Annotated in this window: 7 protein-coding genes and 2 tRNA genes; 2 read left to right on the forward strand and 7 right to left on the reverse strand. The window is 59.2% G+C overall.

Translation table 11 applies throughout. The features are described 5' to 3' along the window. A partial coding sequence (locus EKD05_RS25690; RefSeq protein WP_205703885.1) for a hypothetical protein occupies positions 1-488 on the forward strand: 488 nt, incomplete at its 5' end. 270 nt (positions 489-758) lie between these two features. On the opposite strand, the gene EKD05_RS07705 is transcribed toward EKD05_RS25690, so the two are convergent. The 5 genes from EKD05_RS07705 to EKD05_RS07725 form a co-directional block, all read right to left on the reverse strand. After that, a tRNA-Ala gene (locus EKD05_RS07705) sits at positions 759-834 on the reverse strand. Between the two features lie 51 nt (positions 835-885). Then, positions 886-962: transfer RNA gene (locus tag EKD05_RS07710), tRNA-Ile, on the reverse strand. A 488-nt stretch (positions 963-1450) separates the two neighbouring features. Beyond that, complete coding sequence (locus tag EKD05_RS07715; protein ID WP_129671860.1) at positions 1451-3040, reverse strand: right-handed parallel beta-helix repeat-containing protein; 1590 nt, start codon at positions 3038-3040, stop codon at positions 1451-1453. Between the two features lie 364 nt (positions 3041-3404). Further along, complete coding sequence (locus tag EKD05_RS07720; protein WP_129671861.1) at positions 3405-7250, reverse strand: pre-peptidase C-terminal domain-containing protein; 3846 nt, start codon at positions 7248-7250, stop codon at positions 3405-3407. 39 nt (positions 7251-7289) lie between these two features. Continuing rightward, positions 7290-10187: a VWA domain-containing protein gene (locus EKD05_RS07725; RefSeq protein ID WP_129671862.1), complete on the reverse strand. Its 2898-nt coding sequence runs from the start codon at positions 10185-10187 to the stop codon at positions 7290-7292. Positions 10188-10732: 545 nt separating this feature from the next. Between EKD05_RS07725 and EKD05_RS07730 the strand changes: the two genes are divergently transcribed. Then, positions 10733-14437 (forward strand): helix-turn-helix domain-containing protein, encoded by a 3705-nt coding sequence (locus EKD05_RS07730; protein WP_129671863.1) that lies wholly within the window; start codon positions 10733-10735, stop codon positions 14435-14437. 75 nt (positions 14438-14512) lie between these two features. Here EKD05_RS07730 and EKD05_RS07735 read toward each other — a convergent pair whose 3' ends face one another. After that, the gene (locus EKD05_RS07735) at positions 14513-16000 is read right to left on the reverse strand and encodes a S41 family peptidase (protein WP_129671864.1); all 1488 of its coding nucleotides are present in this window, start codon (positions 15998-16000) and stop codon (positions 14513-14515) included. Beyond that, on the reverse strand, positions 15997-17205 hold the full coding sequence (locus tag EKD05_RS07740) for an ABC transporter permease (protein WP_165360639.1): 1209 nt from the start codon (positions 17203-17205) through the stop codon (positions 15997-15999). The genes EKD05_RS07735 and EKD05_RS07740 overlap by 4 nt, the downstream gene beginning before the upstream one ends. Between the last annotated feature and the right edge of the window lie 10 nt (positions 17206-17215).

The following is a 17215-nucleotide window of genomic DNA, read 5'->3' on the forward strand; positions in this document are numbered from 1 at the left end:
TGGTGCTCAGTCCCGGTGAGACCGTGACCTGCGCCTTCGAAGCCACCCAACGCGCCAGCCTCACCGTACTCAAGCAGGCCACCGGGGGTGACGACACCTTCACCTTCACCAGTCAGGTCTTCGGCAGCTTTGCCATCACCACCACCGGCGGCACGGGGCAGCAAGTCTTTGCTGACCTGATTCCCGGTGCCTACGACGTGAGCGAAGTTGTGACGGGCACCTGGCAATTGACCAGTGCCACCTGTGACAACGGTGATACGCCAGCCACCATCAACCTGAGCGCGGGCAGCACGGTCACCTGCACCTTCGCCAATACCCAAAGCCAGCGCACCTTCTCCATCTTCCTTCCCTTCACCGCCGAGCCGGACAATATCAAGTGTCCCTGGTGCCGATCGAACAACGCTGATGCGCCAACTTCGTTCACTTCACCGTTTTGCCCAACGAGCAGAAGGCTTATGCAGTCTACGTGCCCTTCATTTTCCCTGTAAGCCTCAGGCAATCATGACCTGACCACCCCACGGGCCACTGGATCGTACCAGTGGCCCGTGGGGAGAACGCGCTGCCGGTGCTGCCGTTGAGCACAAACAGCGTATCCGAGGACGGTACGCTTTTTTATCGCACATCCCGCTGAGGCCGACATGCTTGCCCAGACGCCGCCGACGGTCTGGGTAGTTGACCGTGTTTGGCCACGCCTGCCAGGGATACCTGGTGACACACAAAAACGCGGTATGCTCGTTTGAGCATACCGCGTTCCAATCTGGTGGAGCGGAGGGGATTCGAACCCCTGACCTCCTGCTTGCAAAGCAGGCGCTCTCCCAACTAAGCTACCGCCCCAGATCAATAGAAAATGCAAAACGCACCTCAATGCGCTTTGCATTTTTTTGTTGGTGGGCGTAGGTGGACTCGAACCACCGACCTCGATCTTATCAGGATCGCGCTCTAACCAGCTGAGCTATACGCCCGTACAACGCTGGCTATTGTAACATGACCACTTACCCATGTCAAATCGGACTGGGTGGGTAGCTAGGGCGATTGCATCATACGAAACCGGATACAATGGGGCACCCGCAAGGGGTACCCGTACCGGGGTGGGGCACCCGCGAGGGGTGCCCCTACAGGGCCGGGGGCCGAACCCGGTGTAGGGGCACCCCTTGCGGGTGCCCTGGTGGGATGCATACACGGAAGATGCAATCGCCCTTGGTGGGTAGCTCCCCTGGAAGCGCGGGCGGCTCGCCCGCATCCAGACCAGAGTGGGCGTCCCGCGTCTATCGTGCAGGGGGACATATGATCTGGCAGAAGTACGGTCTGTTTGCCCGCGGCACCACGGTTACGTCGGCCTTGCTAGAGAGGTTGGCTCTGTCGGTTGATGCTGTGTTTGACGCAAACTGAGGCAACGTGCCGTTGCCTCAGTTTGCGTCAAGATCAGGTTTTGCGCCCTACAACCCGTTGCTTACCGCCTGATCAGCGGCAGGTAGACAGAGCGCGGGGTCGGGATCAAGCCAGGATCCGTCGCCACCGACTGCTCGCGGAAGGGTTGATAATTCACCAGGCCCAGGTCCGCATCGTCAAAGTTGTGGAAGATGCGCGTTTCAATGTCATAGGAAATGGTGGTACGCCAATAGTTGTTGGTTGCATCAATGTCGGAGGCTGTACTGTCATTTGCGTTGTAGAGATCATAGCTATTGGGGCTACCAGCATTGCCATAGATGTCATTATCGTTGATCACTGGCGCACATCCATTGCAGATGTAGATGCCACCGGTAGTGCGATTCGTCGCGGTATTGCTGATGATCTCGTTGAAGGTAATCAGCGGCTTTGAGTTAGAGTCAAGGTAAATAGCGGCACCAGTGTAAAGGCTATTGTTGTTGTCAATGGTATTGCCCTGGATGGTCGCATCGGCACTAGAAAGGTAGAGCCCACCCCCAACAGAGGCACTGTTGTGCGTGATAAGATTGCCTTCGAGCACAACGTTCGTTGAATTAGAGAGATAGATGCCGCCGCCATCAGTGCTATTGTTGTGATCAATGATATTGTCCTGGATGGTCGCATCGGTACCAGAAAGGCGAAGCCCACCCCCATAAGAGGCACTGTTACTGTTGTGCGTGATAAGATTGTCTTCGAGCACAACGTTCGTTGAATCAGAGAGATAGATGCCGCCACTGTTGTTGCGGGTTACGGTATTGTTGTCAATCGTCACCCGCGAGCCTGCCCCACTGATATTCACGTACATCGCGCTGTTGTAAACATGATCACGAATGGTATTGTTGCTCACCACGCCCTGGCTATTTGCTCCTGAGTTGCGCAGTTCGAGGCCGCCATTATTCGTATGGATCAGGTTATCGCTGATGCGATAGGTGAGATTGGTTGCAGTGCCTTCAATCGCTATGCCGCGCCCGACATTATTGCTGATCGTGCTATTGGTAATGCGGTAGGCGTAGTTCTGCCGACTGAGGTTAAAGATGCTGATGCCATGCCACCCGCTGTCGCGAACGGTCAGGTGGTCAAGGTACGGCACACCATTCTCGGCCCGCAACGCGCCGTTATTACTGTAGCCGGATCTGCCTCCAGCATGTTCGATGATCACGTGCTGCAAGATGCTGCCACCCGTATAGGCCCCATCGGCATCAAAACTGCCCGGCACGCTTGTCGCTGCAAAGTCGATGAAGGCCCAGTTGCCGCCCAGTTTCGTGAAAACGATCGGGCTACTGGCGGTACCCTGCGCAATCAGGGTGCCGCTCACGGTCAGCGCAAAGTTGGTCCCAAGGCGCAAGATCGTGCCTGGCTCGATCGTGAGGGTCACCCCCTGAGCCACGCCGAAGCCCACGGTGGAGTTGTAGGTACTACAGCTTTCTGCGGTTACGCCCAGGGTACGATCACTGGCAATGATGCCGGAAATGTCGCACTGCTGCGCATACGCCGACCGCGTCAGCCCCGTCAGGTGCCATCCGGTTGCCACAACGACCGCAACAAGAAGCAGGCCGATCAGGATCGCTCGACGGAAGGTCTTCAGCAGCGTACGCTGGATGTTCGCTTTGAACATGATCACTATTCTCCCCAAACATGTGCTTGCAAAATGTGGCGCTACGCTGACCTGCCATCGGCGTGGCGCCTTCCAGATCCGATGTGGTGGTGGGTGAACGAGGTTTTCGCCCCCCTCCCAACCTCCCCCCGCTGGGGGGAGGAGTCCGGCTCCCTCCCCCAGCGGGGGAGGGCTGGGGAGGGGGACAACAGGCTCGCAAAACACCGAATACTTCGTTCACACCACACGCCTTACTAGTCTGTGAACTACATGTCCCGGTCGCGCCGCCGACCACGAATATGAGCGGTGCGGTGCGTTATTCGTTTATTCGTGACCCCCATTCGTGGACGGCTGAGGACGCCTGCAAACTTCGTTCACCCGTTGCTTACCGCTTGATCAACGGCAGGTAGACATTGCTGTTGGTTGCGTTGACGACTGGAGGTGGCACGCTGCCCGAGCGTTCGTCGGGCAGGCTGGTGACAGGCGCAACTGGCTCGGTCGGCAGCGGTTTGCTCTCGGCTAGCCCGCCTCCCGTGCGCATTCGCAGCCGGGTTGAGGCTGGCGCAGCGAGCGCAACGCTGAGTCGGTAGCGCGCGGCGGTGAAGCCGTAGACTTCGACTTGGTAGACGCCAGGGACGATCTCGCTGACTGGGATGGTCACTTGCTCGTTGGCATCGCCTTCGAGGTTGCTCACCCGCGCCGATTGGTCGGCACGCGATGACCAGACGTAGAGGTCGGCGTCGCCACTCAAGACCTCCAGGTTGGCGGTGAGTTGCTGGCCGGCTTCGGCGAGATACCGGTAGACATGAGTCTGGCGTCGCCCGATCTGCTCGGTATCCGGTTGATAGTTGGCGAGCTGCTGCGAACGGCCAATCGAGATGTTGCCGGCCCGGTCAATGGCGCGCACCTGCAGATAGTGCATGCCCGGCACAGGCAGCAGCGTCCAGTTGAAGCCAGTGGGAGTCTCGCTATAGGGCATCCAACCCGATTGCACCACGGGCACCCACTGGCCGGCCCCGAGGTTGTAGACATACTCGATCACGTGCAGCGCTTGCACGCCACTCGCATCGGGCGGTGGATCGATCGCCTCGACCTCGACCCGCACGCGCGGCTCGCGCAGCGTGGCACCGTTGCCACCCTCGACGTCAATGCGTTGCACCACCGGCACCGTGCGATCCGGGCTTGGCGCGAGCACCGTCAAGGTGCGGCTGATCACATTGTTGGTTTCGGTGTCTTCGGCGATCAGATCGTCAGGATCAATGATCGCGTAGAGATCGAACGTCTCGGTCTGCGTGAAGGTCACGGCAAGGGGCGCGGTGCTCTCAACGCTATCGGGCGGATCAAGGAACGGCACCGTGCTGCGCCCCAGCACCGGGCCATCCACCGCATCGCGCCGGAACTCAACGGTCACATCGCGAAGCACGGCCTTGCCGCCGAGGCGATGCACCAGCAGGCCGATGTCGGCGGGCGATCCTGCGCGTGGACTAACCGGGTTGACCCACAACTCGTGACTGTAGCCAACCAGATCATTATTGCTGTCGGCATCGAGCACCGTGTAGGCATTGCGCAGCGTCGCCGTCTGAGCATTGTTGGGGTTGGCCGCCGTCAGATCATAGGTGCCTACCGGCATCTGGGACGGCACGACCGCCTGAAGCGTCGTGCCGTTGATCCGCCGGGTCACCAGATCGGTTGTGCCAAGCGTCAGACTCACACCCTCGGCAAAATTGAGGCCGAGTACCGTCAGCTCGACATCCTGATCGTTGTAGCCAACCGACGGCAAGACCTGGATGATCAAGGGGTTGCGTTCGAGCACCGTGAAGGCATTGGGCAACGTACTGGACTTGCCATCGACATTGGTGACGATCAGATCATAGATACCTGCCGGCAAGCCCGCCGGAACCGTCGCCGCAAACACGGTCGCACTGGCCCCGCTGACATCAGTGAGTGCAAAGGAGGCGTTGCCCCGCCGCAGCAACGCCGTCGGCGCACTGAAGCCACTACCACGCACGGTGACACTGGTGGCGCTGTCGTTGACACCCTCGCCTGGAGTGAGCGACTCGACCCTGAGGTCGATCGGAACCGGGGTATTGGTTGGCGTGGCGGTTGGTTCCGGCGTCTGCGTCGAAGTCGCCGTCGGTTCCGGCGTCTGCGTCGAAGTCGCCGTCGGTTCCGGCGTCTGCGTCGAAGTCGCCGTTGGTTCCGGCGTCTGCGTCGAAGTCGCCGTCGGTTCCGGCGTCTGCGTCGAAGTCGCCGTCGGCGTATTGGTTACGGTTGGCGTTTCAGTCGGCGTTGCGGTCTCGGTTGGGGTTGGCGTCGGCGTGGCCGGCTCGCGACACTCATCAGCACAGATCCGCAGGCTGTAGGTACCAGCGACATTGTTGCCATTGGGGCGCACCCTGAGGTGGTAGATGCCATCCTGTTCGGCAGTAAATTGAAATTGGTGATGGACATTGCCAAGGCCTGTCGGCCCAGTAGCCACACAGTTTCCGACAAAGACCGTGCCATTGGGGCGATAGACCTGTACCGCTGTGCCCGAACGGGTATACCCATCACACGACGTGCCACTAGCACCGAGGGCTGTGGCGACATCAAAGAGTTGCACAACATAGGTTTGACTGGCGGCAACCTCAACGCGATACCAGTCCTGCTCGGTATAGAACGTACTGAACGAGGTGCCACGCCCTTCGATCTGGCTGCTGATCGCGTTGGTGAAACCTTCGTTCAGCAGGTAGCTATTCCAGATCGAATTGTTGGGTTCCAGGGTCGCACCATCCCAGGCGGCATCGGGTTCGCCATACTTTGGCAAGACACGCAGGCTATAATTGCCACTGGCGGTGCCATTATTCGGCTTGACCCGAATATAGTAGGTGCCATCGGCGGTCGCGGTTACATGCGCATATTGATGCACATTGCCTGCCGAGATACCAAGGTCGTTGGCGTTGCACTGGCCGGCGACACCTGTTCCCTGGGTATTGTAGATGAAGAGGCTGAGCCCAGTGCGACTGTTGCCATCACAAAAGTTGCCACTTCCTCCAAGGCCAGTGGCAACATCAAAGAGCTCGATCGCATAGGTGCGCCCATTCACCGCTTCAAAGCGATACCAATCTTGATCTGGTTGGAAGGTGGCATACGCCGGATTACGTGCTTCAATCGTGCTGGTCAGAGCCTTGGTATAGCCTGGCTCAAGCGCATAGGCGTTCCGCCGGGCATTATTCGGCTCAAAGGTCGTGGCATCCCAGGCGGCATCCGGCTGACCATGCTGCGGCAAGAGGCGGATGCTGTAGCTGCCACTGGCATTGCCATTATTGGGCTGCACCTGAAGATAAAAGGTGCCTGTCGTCGTCGCATTGATCACAAGCACGTGATGGGCATTGCCAGACGAACTGTCTCTCGTATCAGGAATGCACGCACGGGTCACCAGTGTACGTTGCGGATCATAGGCAAGCAATCCGACTCCTGCACGGCTATTACCATCACAAAAGTTCCCACTCGCGGCAAGGCTGCTCGTGACATCGAAGAGTTCAACGACATAGGATCGCCCGCTCACTGCTTCAAAGCGATACCAATCGCTATCGGGCCGATAGGTCGCATAGTCAGCATTGCGCACCTCGATGTCACTGGTCAGCGCATTCGCATAGCCAGCAGGCAGGGCATACGCATTGGCCCAGCTGTTGTTTGGCTCAAACGTTGTGTCATCCCACATTGCCCCGGGTTGACCATACCGGAGCAAGACCCGCAGGCCATAAAAGCCGGAAACCGTTGGGCTATTCGCAAGCACACGCACCGAGAAGAGCCCGGTCACACTGGCCGTAAAGGTCATCAGGTTGTGCGTATTGCCTGACGAGACATCGGCGGCATTGCACGAACGACCCAGTTGATTGCCTGAAGGATCGTAGAGATACATGCCAAGACCAGAACGCGAGTAGCCATCGCAGGCCGAGCCATTGACGCCCAAGACATTGGCGACATCAAAGACTTCAATGGTGTACGTGCGGCCCGCAATCGCGGTAAAGGCAAAATAGTCCTGGTCGCCAGGCGCGTCAATCTGAGCATTGACAGGACTGGTGAGACCAAGGCTAGAGAGTTGCTGCGCCGTCGTACGGGTATCGTTCGGCTCGACTTCGTCAACCGGATTGGCGTACACCGGCCCCGGCAGCGCCATCGGCAGCACGGCCAACGCCACGATGAGCGCCGTCCCCAGGGCGATCCAGATACGGAGGAATTTCTTCATATCGGCTATTTCCTCTTTGCTATCTTCTAAATCCTTGTCTTACCGCGTGAGCAACGGCAGATAGACACGATGCGTGGCGGCGGTCAGCGTTGGCCCAGGGGTCAGGCCGGCACGCTCGTCGGGCAGGCTGTTGACGGGCACAATTGGCTCGAGCGGCTCGCTCTTGGTGGCCGAGAGGCCGCCGGCGGTCGTGGCTTGCAGGGCCGCCGTTGTGGGCGCCTCAATCACCACACTCAGCCGGTAACGGGCAGCGGTGAAGCCGTAGACTTCGACCTGGTAGACGCCGGGCACGATTTCGCTGGCCGGGATGATCACTTGCTCGTTGGCCCCGCCATCAAGGTTGCTCACCCGCGCCGATTGGTCGGCACGCGATGACCAGACGTAGAGATCGGCATCGCCACTCAAAACCTCCAGGTTGGCCGTCAGTTGCTGGCCGGCCTCGGCGGTGTAGCGATAGGTATGGGTCTGGCGGCGGCCAATCTCTTCAGCGGTTGGTTCGTAGTTGACGAGTTGCTGCGACCGACCAATCGAGATATTGCCCGCCTCGTCAAGCGCCCGCACCTGCAGATAGTGCATCCCGGAAACCGGTAGCATCGTCCAGTTCACGTCGCTCGGGGTCGCGCTGTAGGGCATCCACCCCGATTGCACCACGGGCACCCACTGGCCGGCCCCGACGTTGTAGACATACTCGATCACATGGATCGAGCGGACGCCACTGGGGTTGGGCGAGGGATCGGTCGCCTCAACTGCGATCCGGGCCTGCGGGGTATTCACCGACGTGCTCGAACCATCACCGACCGTAATGCGTTGCACTACCGGCACCGTGCGATCAGGACTGGCGGCCAACACCGTCACCGTACGACTGACGACATTGTTAATTTCGGTATCTTCAGGCACGAGATCGTCGGGATCGATGAGCGCGTAGAGATCAAAGGTCTCGGTCTGCGTGAAGGTCACCGCAAGTGGCGTCGTGCTCTCGACACTATTGGGCGGATCGAGGAACGGCACCGTGCTGCGCCCGAGCACCGGGCCATCCACCGCATCGCGCCGGAACTCGACCACCACATCCTGCAACACCGCCTTGCCACCAAGGCGATGAACAAGCACCCCGATCTCCGTGGTCTCGCCGGCGCGTGGCGTGACCGGATTGAGCCAGATCTCGTGATCATAGCCAAGCAGATCGTTATTGCTGCTGGCATCAAGCACGGTATACGCATCGGGCAAGGTCGCCTGCTGTCCATCAGGATTGGTGACCGTCACCGCGTAGGTACCAACCGGCATCAGCGCCGGCACCACCGCCTGCAACGTCGTGCCATTGATCCGCTGCGTCACCAGTTCGGTCGTGCCGAGGGTCAGCGTGATGCCATCGGCAAAATTGAAGCCCGCAACCGTCACCTCGACATCCTGATCATTGTAGCCAAGCGAGGGCAACACACTGCTGAGCACTGGCGCACGGGCCAACACCGTAAAGGCATTGGAGAGCGTCAGACTGCTGCCATCACCAGGGAGCACGGTGAGATCATAGATGCCAACGGGCAAGCCCGCGGGCACCACGGCCCGCAACAGCGTCGTGGTCAACGTCGCACTCTCGGTCACCACATTGGTCAGCGCGAAGGTACCGCCGCCATTACTCAACTGCACCGATGGTATCGTCGCCGTGGAAAAGCCACCGCCGAGGATCGTCACATCGGTCGCCACATCGTTATAACCCTCCTCAGGCTCAATCGAACGAACCTCTGGCTGGAGCTGTGGAGGGATGGGAGGATCGGGGGGAGGAGGGATCGGTTCGCAGGAAACCCCAACGATCTGGGACAAAATCGTCGAGAGACTGGCAAAATTGCTGACGCTAAAGACCCGGTCGGGATCGGCGGTGAGCGCATTCAGTTGCGGCAAATTAGGGCCACTGCCAACGGCGATCGCAAAGAGATGCATCCCGGCATCACGCACCAACTGCGCCTCTTCGACCGGATCGCCGCCCTGGTTGTGCGCCCCATCGGTCAGCAGAATCATCACCTGGGGCACCCCGGCACGCCCATTGGCGGCCAGTTCTTCCCGCCCGAGCTGGAGGCCTTCTTGAATATCGGTGTACCCATCCAGTTGCGTCATCGCATTGACGCGAGCCAGGACCACGCTCGGATCATCAGCAAGGCGCAACTCGTAGCGGCCCCGGCCCTGCGTGCCAAATTGCGCAATGCCAACCCTGGCATCATCGGGGCTAACCGTATAGCTATTGACCAGATTGCGCACAAAATCGCGCATCTGCCGGAAATTCGTCGAAGAGATGCTGCCTGAGCCATCAAGCACCAGCATCAGATCGAGTGGTTCGGTGCATTTGCCGGTATCGAACGTAACCTCAACGCGAAACGCATTGCTCTGCGTTTGCTGCCAACGCAGCGTCGCATTGTCGTGGCTATCAGGCGCCACATCGGCGCTGACATAGGTAAGCGTCGTCGGATAGATCAGCTCGACCAGGCGCGTCGCGGCCACCAGATCACCGCTAGAATTGAGCACATGCACAAAGCCGCTGCTTGTCGCAGCCACATCAAAGCGATACGCCGTCACGACCTCGAGCCTCGTCGTGTCCGCCGAACAACTCAGTTCGGTCTCAGACACTTTAGTACAGGCCGAAGGGGGAACGCTCGCAAATTGCAGACTCGTGGACGCCGAAAACCGAAACGTCATGCTATCTTGCAAACTCAGATCTTCATACACATACGTCGCCGTCCCAAAAACCTGTGGGGCCTCATACCCCTGGATCGTCGAGGCAACCGTGATCGATCCAGCGGTTGACGCAAGCTCGCCACCACCCGCAGTTGATGTGAAATCACCGTCACCCGTGGCAGCCAGCGCTGGGCGCTGCGAAGCGAGGCCCACACTGAGCAGACTCGCCAGCAACACCAGCACCAATAACGTCCGACTCTTCCATCGTCGCAGCATAACAGCACTGTCCTTTCGCCTAGATAGCCCGCATTGCACACCGCTCCGTTCTAGCTCAGCATACCGTGCTGTTGCAGTGATGTTGCATAAAAGACAACCTGTTGCACTGGCAACACATTGGTGCGCGAAAAAGCCAACGACGCTGGCTTGCGCGCACCAACGTGCTGTCCTTGAAGTCCGTAAACCCCAATGGACGGCGGACGCCTTCCATTGGGGTAAAGAAGATCGCACAGAAGATAAAAAAATGCAACGCAAGAAACCCCAAATATATATCTTCACCAGCAGGATCGTCTGCTATCATAGGCAGGAGAGTACGCTAGAACGAGGAGAAGAAGGCCGCAAGCGATGCATCGCGGCAACAGAGCAACCTTTGAGTATACATCAGTGTTGCAGAGATGTTGCACTGCTGTTGCGGAAACGTTGCTGTTGCTGAGCATCGTGATGAAATACCTAAACCAAAGCTTGAAAACTCCCGGGAGTTAACCATTTCACGCGTGTAGGCCAGGTTACACGGACCTACAAGCGTGAAAGCCAGGAAGACCACCTTGAGCGATTTCCAAAAGCTTCCCGCGTTACAGATAACCCTGGTCGAACATCCTCTTGCCATTTTCGCCGCCGATCTCCGCACATGGATCTTTAGTTCACAGGCTCGGGCAGCCCAGCATTTCGGGGTTGACCGCAGCACCATCTGGCGTTACGAGGAAGGTCGCCATCCGCCGCCGCTCGCATATCTGGCAGCCCTCACCAGTCTCGTGGTCGCCAGGCTTGGCGACCACGATGAACCCATCGAGCAGCACAAGGCTCGCCTGCTTCACGAGATCAATCAGGCGATTGTCATTTACTATCCCGATGCAGAACCATTTGCAGCCTGGGAGGAACTCGAAGAGGCGGGGGCGGCATTTCAGCCAGCACGACGACGGATGCCAGCACGACAACAGACCGATCAGGCCAGAGCCTCCCCGCCCCCCACACCGGCGCTTCACACTGCATCATCTGTCCAAATTGATTGGGGTGACGCCCCTGATGTAGCGACCTTTTATGGCCGACAGGCTGAACTAGCATTCTTGCAGCAGATGTTCACCAGGGGCACTTGTCGCCTGCTCGGTGTTTTTGGCATGGGTGGGGCCGGCAAAACGATCCTGACGGTGCGCCTGGTCGAGACCGTTGCCGACCAATTTACCCATGTTTTCTGGCGTTCCTTGATCAATGCGCCACCACCCGACCAGATCTTGCGCGAGTTCTGGCTTGCGGTGGCACGTCCAGAGCTTATCCCGCCAACGAGTCCCCTTCAGGTTCACGAGTTGTTGCCGTTGTTGCAACACCAGCGTTGCCTGCTGATCCTCGACAATTTCGAGACGATCCTCAACGCTGGTGAACAACCCGACGAATATCGTGAAGGCTATGCGCAGTACGGGCAACTGCTGCGTCTTTTTGGTGAAGCACGCCATCAGAGTTGCCTGATCCTGACGAGCCGCGAAAAGCCACGCGACCTGCATATGCTTGAGCATGCCCGCAAAACGGCCTCCCGCGTCTATGCCTACCAGATCCCTGGGCTGAAGGCCGCCGATGCGTTTGAGTTTCTACGGGACCTTGACCTTGACCTCGATGAGCCAGCGCTAGCAACGCTCTTGCAACGCTCTTCCGGCAATCCAAAGATCCTCGAGTTGGTCGGCGCAACGATTCGCGATCTCTTTGATGGTTCAGTGGCAAGCTTTCTTGCCCATGAAACGATCCTTTTTGATGATGTGCAGGCAATGCTGCACACGCAATTCGAGCACCTCTCAGAGGCCGAGCAAGAGGTGCTGTTCTGGCTGGCAGTGCTGCGTGAACCAGTCACGATCGCCCAATTGCGCGAACACGTCGTCGTTCCCAAACGAGCCAGGGAGCTCTTGCCTACGATCCGCACCTTGCAACGCCGCTCGCTGATCGAGACCGGGGCCAAGACAGTCTATCTCCAGCATGCGGTCGCCGAATTTGTGACTGACATGCTCGTCAAGCAATTGCAGGCTGAACTGGTGCGTGGTTCCTTTGATCTGGTGCAGCGCGTGGCGCTCTTGCAGGCACATGCAAAAGACTACGTACGCACGAGTCAGGTACGTGTTGTGCTTGAACCGCTCGTTGAACACTTGAAAAGCACAATGAGCCAGAGCGCACTCATTGCGCATCTTGACGCTCTGCGCGCAACCTTGCAAACGGACTATCGTGGCCGCCCAGGGTATGCAGGCGGGAATCTGCTCAATCTGCTGATCCATCTGGGGGCCGATCTGACCGGCAAAGATTTCGCGCATCTCGCTGTCTGGCAGGCCTATTGCCAGGGGGTAGAACTCAAGCAGGTCAACTTTGCCGACGCAGACCTGAGCAGGTCGGCCTTTAATGAAACCTTCGGCAGCATTCGCACCGTTGCCTTCAGTCCCAATGGAGCATGGCTCGCTGCGGGTTCAAGCAACGGCGAGATCCATGTCTGGGCGCTTCCCAGCCACAAACACATCTATACCCTCGACGGAAAAGCCTGGGTCGAAGCACTGACCTTTAGTCCCGACAGCCGGATGCTCGCGAGTGGGGGCCACGAGCCAGCGTTGCTGATCTGGGATCTTGCAACGGGCACCTGCCTTGATCAACTGGCGGGGCATACCACAACCGTCCGGTGCCTCAGTTTTAGCCGTGACGGAACCCTGCTCGCCAGTGGGAGCGATGATGCAACGGTACGCCTCTGGCCGATGCCATGGGAGCCTCGCGCAGATCAAGAGCAGGACATCACCGTACTAGCCGCCCATCAGGGCACCGTCTGGAGCATCGCGCTGCATCCGACGGCACCCTACCTGATCAGCGCAGGTTCAGATGGCCTGATCTGGTGGGATCTCACGACAGGCACAGCTACGCGACAGATCCAGGAACATGCCGCAGCCGTCATGACGGTTGCCATGCACCCGACCGGCAGCCTAGTTGCCAGCGGAAGCTACGACGGCAAGGCAAAGCTCTGGTCTTTCACCGAGGCAACCTGCCGGGACACGATCACCAGTCATCAGGGGCCAGTCCGCGCCGTCGCCTTCAGTCCTGACGGCAGCCTGCTAGCAACTGGCAGTGAAGACGAGCACATTCGGCTCTGGCATAGCCACGACGGCAGCCTACACAGCAGCTTCTATGCTCCGGCCAACCGGGTACGTGCGCTCGCCTTTAGCCCTGACGGGCATTTGCTGGCAAGCGGCAGCCACGACCAGAACGTACGCCTCTGGCATGTCAAGAGCAGGCAGTGCATCATGCGCTGGCAAGGTTATGTCAACCAGTTGCGTGCCCTCGCACAGAGCCCCGACGGGCAACGGCTTGCCTTTGGCGTAGCCGAATGCATTTACGTGGTTGACCAGAGCCAGGGCGAGATGATCCACCAATTGTGTGGACATAGCGAGTGGGTACAGTCGCTTGCCTTTAGCCCACAGGGCAACCTGCTCGCCAGCAGCAGCGACGACCATACGATCCGCCTCTGGAATCTAGCGACCTTCACTGAGCACAACACCCTCTACGGCCACGATGCGTGGGTTCAAACGTCCGCCTTTACACCTGATGGACGCCTCCTTGCCACAGGCAGCATTGACCGAACGATTCGGCTCTGGGAGGTCGCCACGGGCGCGTGCCTCCAGATCCTCACCGGGCACCAGCACTATATCTGGGCAGTGGCGATCAGCCCGGATGGGCGCTGGCTGGCGAGTGGTGGGGTTGACGAGGCCATCCGGATCTGGGACATCGCCTCGGGGCAGTGGGTGCAAACCTTCACCGGGCACCGTGGGGGAGTCTGGTCGCTTGCCTTTGCTGGCGACTCAAACCGCCTCGTCAGCAGCGGCCAGGATCAGTGCATCAGGGTCTGGGCGCTCGATCAAGCCCGGTTATGCGCCACCCTCAGCGGCCACGACAACCGCGTCGTGGCCGTTGCCGTCTGCCCGCAGGATCGCCTGATCGCCAGCGGCAGCGACGACCGCACCGTACGCATCTGGGATCTCGCGACAGGCAGCTGTCGTCACACGCTCAGCGGGCACACCCGGTCGGTCATTGGGGTCGCCTTTCACCCTGATGGTGAGCGGCTCATCAGCGGCAGCGAAGACGGCACCGTGCTCATCTGGCAAACCAACACCGGCACCTGTCTCAAGCGACTGGCAACACCGCGGCCATACGACGGGCTCAACCTCACCGGAGCCACCGGCCTGACCACAGCCCAGCGTGCGTCATTGATCGCGCTCGGCGCACGCGACGAGGCATAGGGTTGAAGTGTCTGCCACTACGGGGGACACCATGCTCGCGTTGTGTCCCCCGTAGCGGCAGGCCATGCTCGTGCGTTACGGCGCAGGGGCCGTACCCAGCAATAAGGCTTCAGCCGCCTCGCGGTCGCGATCGGGGCCGTTGCAATCACGCGCCTGCAGGATCACCGGCAGATCCGGGGCAACACCAAGCCCTTCAAGCGGGCGGCCATCATTGCGACGAAAGTCAGCCGTCGAGAAGCGTACAAACGCCCCGCCAGTCAGATCAAAGCGGATCGGGTTGCCTGATCCACCCCCGGTCGGACGACCGACGGTCGTGACGCGCCCTGCGTCAACCAGTGCCACCACAAATTGCTCGGTCGTGCTAAAACTTCGTTCATCAATGAGCAGGACAACTGGCCCACGATAGATCGGTGCCCGCGGCGTCAGGCGAAAGCTGATTCCAGGAAGCCAGCCGCGCTGTGGCATGCGCCCGGCAAAATGGTCACGCCCATAGGTGAATGGCGCAGCGAGCAAACGCGCCGCCATCTGGTCGGCGAGCAACTGGTTGCCCCCGCCATTGCCCCGTACATCAATGATCAACCCAGGAGCATCAAAAAGCTCGTTCAGCGCTGCATCAAAGGCCGCGACCAGATCATCGTCACTCCAAAAAGCGTTGATCTTGATCAGGCCAAAGCCTGAAGGCAAGCGCTCGGCCTGAATGGCAGGTGGGCGCTCACGTGAACTCGACGGGGCTGAGGCTGCCGTCTCGGGTTGATGGATCAGCATGACCGTCTGCGGTTGACCGTTGGCATCAAGCATGGTCACCTCCATCTGCGGTGCCGTGCTGCTCAACAGATTGAACGCCGCCAGCGCACGACGGTTGTGCGGGGTACCACTGGCGGTCAGCATAGCCGGCACTGCGTCCAGCGCCTCTTCAAGCGGGCGGCCATCAACGGCCACCAGCACGGCGCACGGCGCCAGACCAGCTTGCCGGGCCGCCTGGCTCACCTGATCAACCACAACCTCTGCGCCCATCACCCGAGCCGTACCAAAAAAGATCCGCCCCTGCTGGCGCGCTGGCGATTGCAGATTCGTATGACCGTCTTGCAACTCGGCCAGCATGGCAGCCACCAATTTCCAATAGGCTGCGTCATCAGAAGCAGCCGCAACCTGCGGCGCATAACGCTGATAGACTTCGTCCCAGGCGACGCCTTTCAGGCCAAAATAGGGGTAGTACACATCCATCGCTCGCCAGAGCCGGTCAAAATTGGCCTGACGATCACGCGTGGCGGGGAGCACGATATTCAGCCGATAGAGGGGGAGCAGCACAGCGGCCACCCATCCAAGCACCAACAACCCGTGCAGCAGCCACAAGACCCACCGTTGCCGCCGACGAGCCTCAGGTGGCTTCGCTTGTTGCCGCCAGCGCAACCAGCCGAAGATCAGTCCGACCACCACCCCAACCAGCACCGCTAGCGGCCAACGAGCAGCAAACGGGCCCCAGACCAGCAACCCGCTCCCGAGCCCTGCACATAGAGGATGAGCGACCAAAGCAATCCGTTCGAACGATCGTAGCTCTTTCATCCTAGACTCTTAATAATCGCCCGTGCATCAAGTCGCTGGCCCGCGAGCAGAGTCCCGGCACGAAACAATCTTGCCGCTATCCAAAGACACGCCATGGCCGAAACGACCAGAACACCGACACTGAGCATAATTTCCCACAGCGGGATCGTCGTCAAGGGTACGCGGATCATCATGGTAACTGGTGCAGTCATGGGGAAGAAACTCAGCCCTCTTGCCAGCACGCTATCAGGCTGATCAATAATGGTCGTCATAAACCAGAGTGGCACAATGCACGGGATGATCAAGATTGCGACCAGTTGGGAACCTTCACGCATGTGGGTTACCGTAGCCCCAACACCAGCCAACAAACTGCCGTACACCAGATAGCCAAGCAGATAATAGACCAACGCTAGAACGACTGCTGTCCACGACACAGCCAATCCCGCTTGCTCAAGTGCGTCCGTACTGGTCTTGAGCAAGAGCATACCAGCCGCAAGCCAGATGCTCACCTGTACGAAGCCAAGCAACCCGAGCCCCAGCACTTTGCCGGTCAACAATGCAAGAGGGCGAACGGTCGTGAGCACAAGCTCGATGGTGCGATTTTCCTTCTCTTCGGTCACACTCTGGAGTAAAAAACTTGCCGCTGAAAAGATCGTAATATAGAGCACCATTGCAAAAGCATACGGTAGCACAAAGGTCAGCATACCACGCTCAGCAGCCATTGCCGTGGCAGGTTCAACCTGATCGTCTTCGGTCGGAAGTTGCAGCGCCAATGGACGCCCAAGTTGAGTAACGAGTTCCGGATGATCGGCAAGCAGGCTGGCCCGAAGGAGCATAACAATCAAAGCCTGACCCTGTGGGCCAGTCATGTCTTCACTCACCCAGGCAACCGTGCCTCCGCGCAAATAATCTTCTGGGAAGTGGTAGAAACCCTGCAACGCCCCCGTCTGGATGGCCTCAACACCACTCGCCACATCAGGCAAAGCCTGTACCTGAGCCGCGAGCGCTTCAGGCACCGGCAACGTGAAGACTCCCGCCTCATCCACATAGCCAAACGGCTTGCCAGTCAAAGCCGCGAGGTCATCGGGAGACGCGGTCGCATTCGCACGCATAAAGAGCATCACGACCCCAAGCACAAGAGGGAAGAGCAGGGTCGTGATCAAAAAACTGGGCCGCAAGACATGACGCCGAAACTCGTGTCTTGCCACCAGAAAAGTTCGTTGCATAGGATCCTCC

Source organism: Candidatus Chloroploca sp. Khr17 (genome assembly GCF_004138165.1).
In the GTDB taxonomy this organism is placed as follows: domain Bacteria; phylum Chloroflexota; class Chloroflexia; order Chloroflexales; family Chloroflexaceae; genus Chloroploca.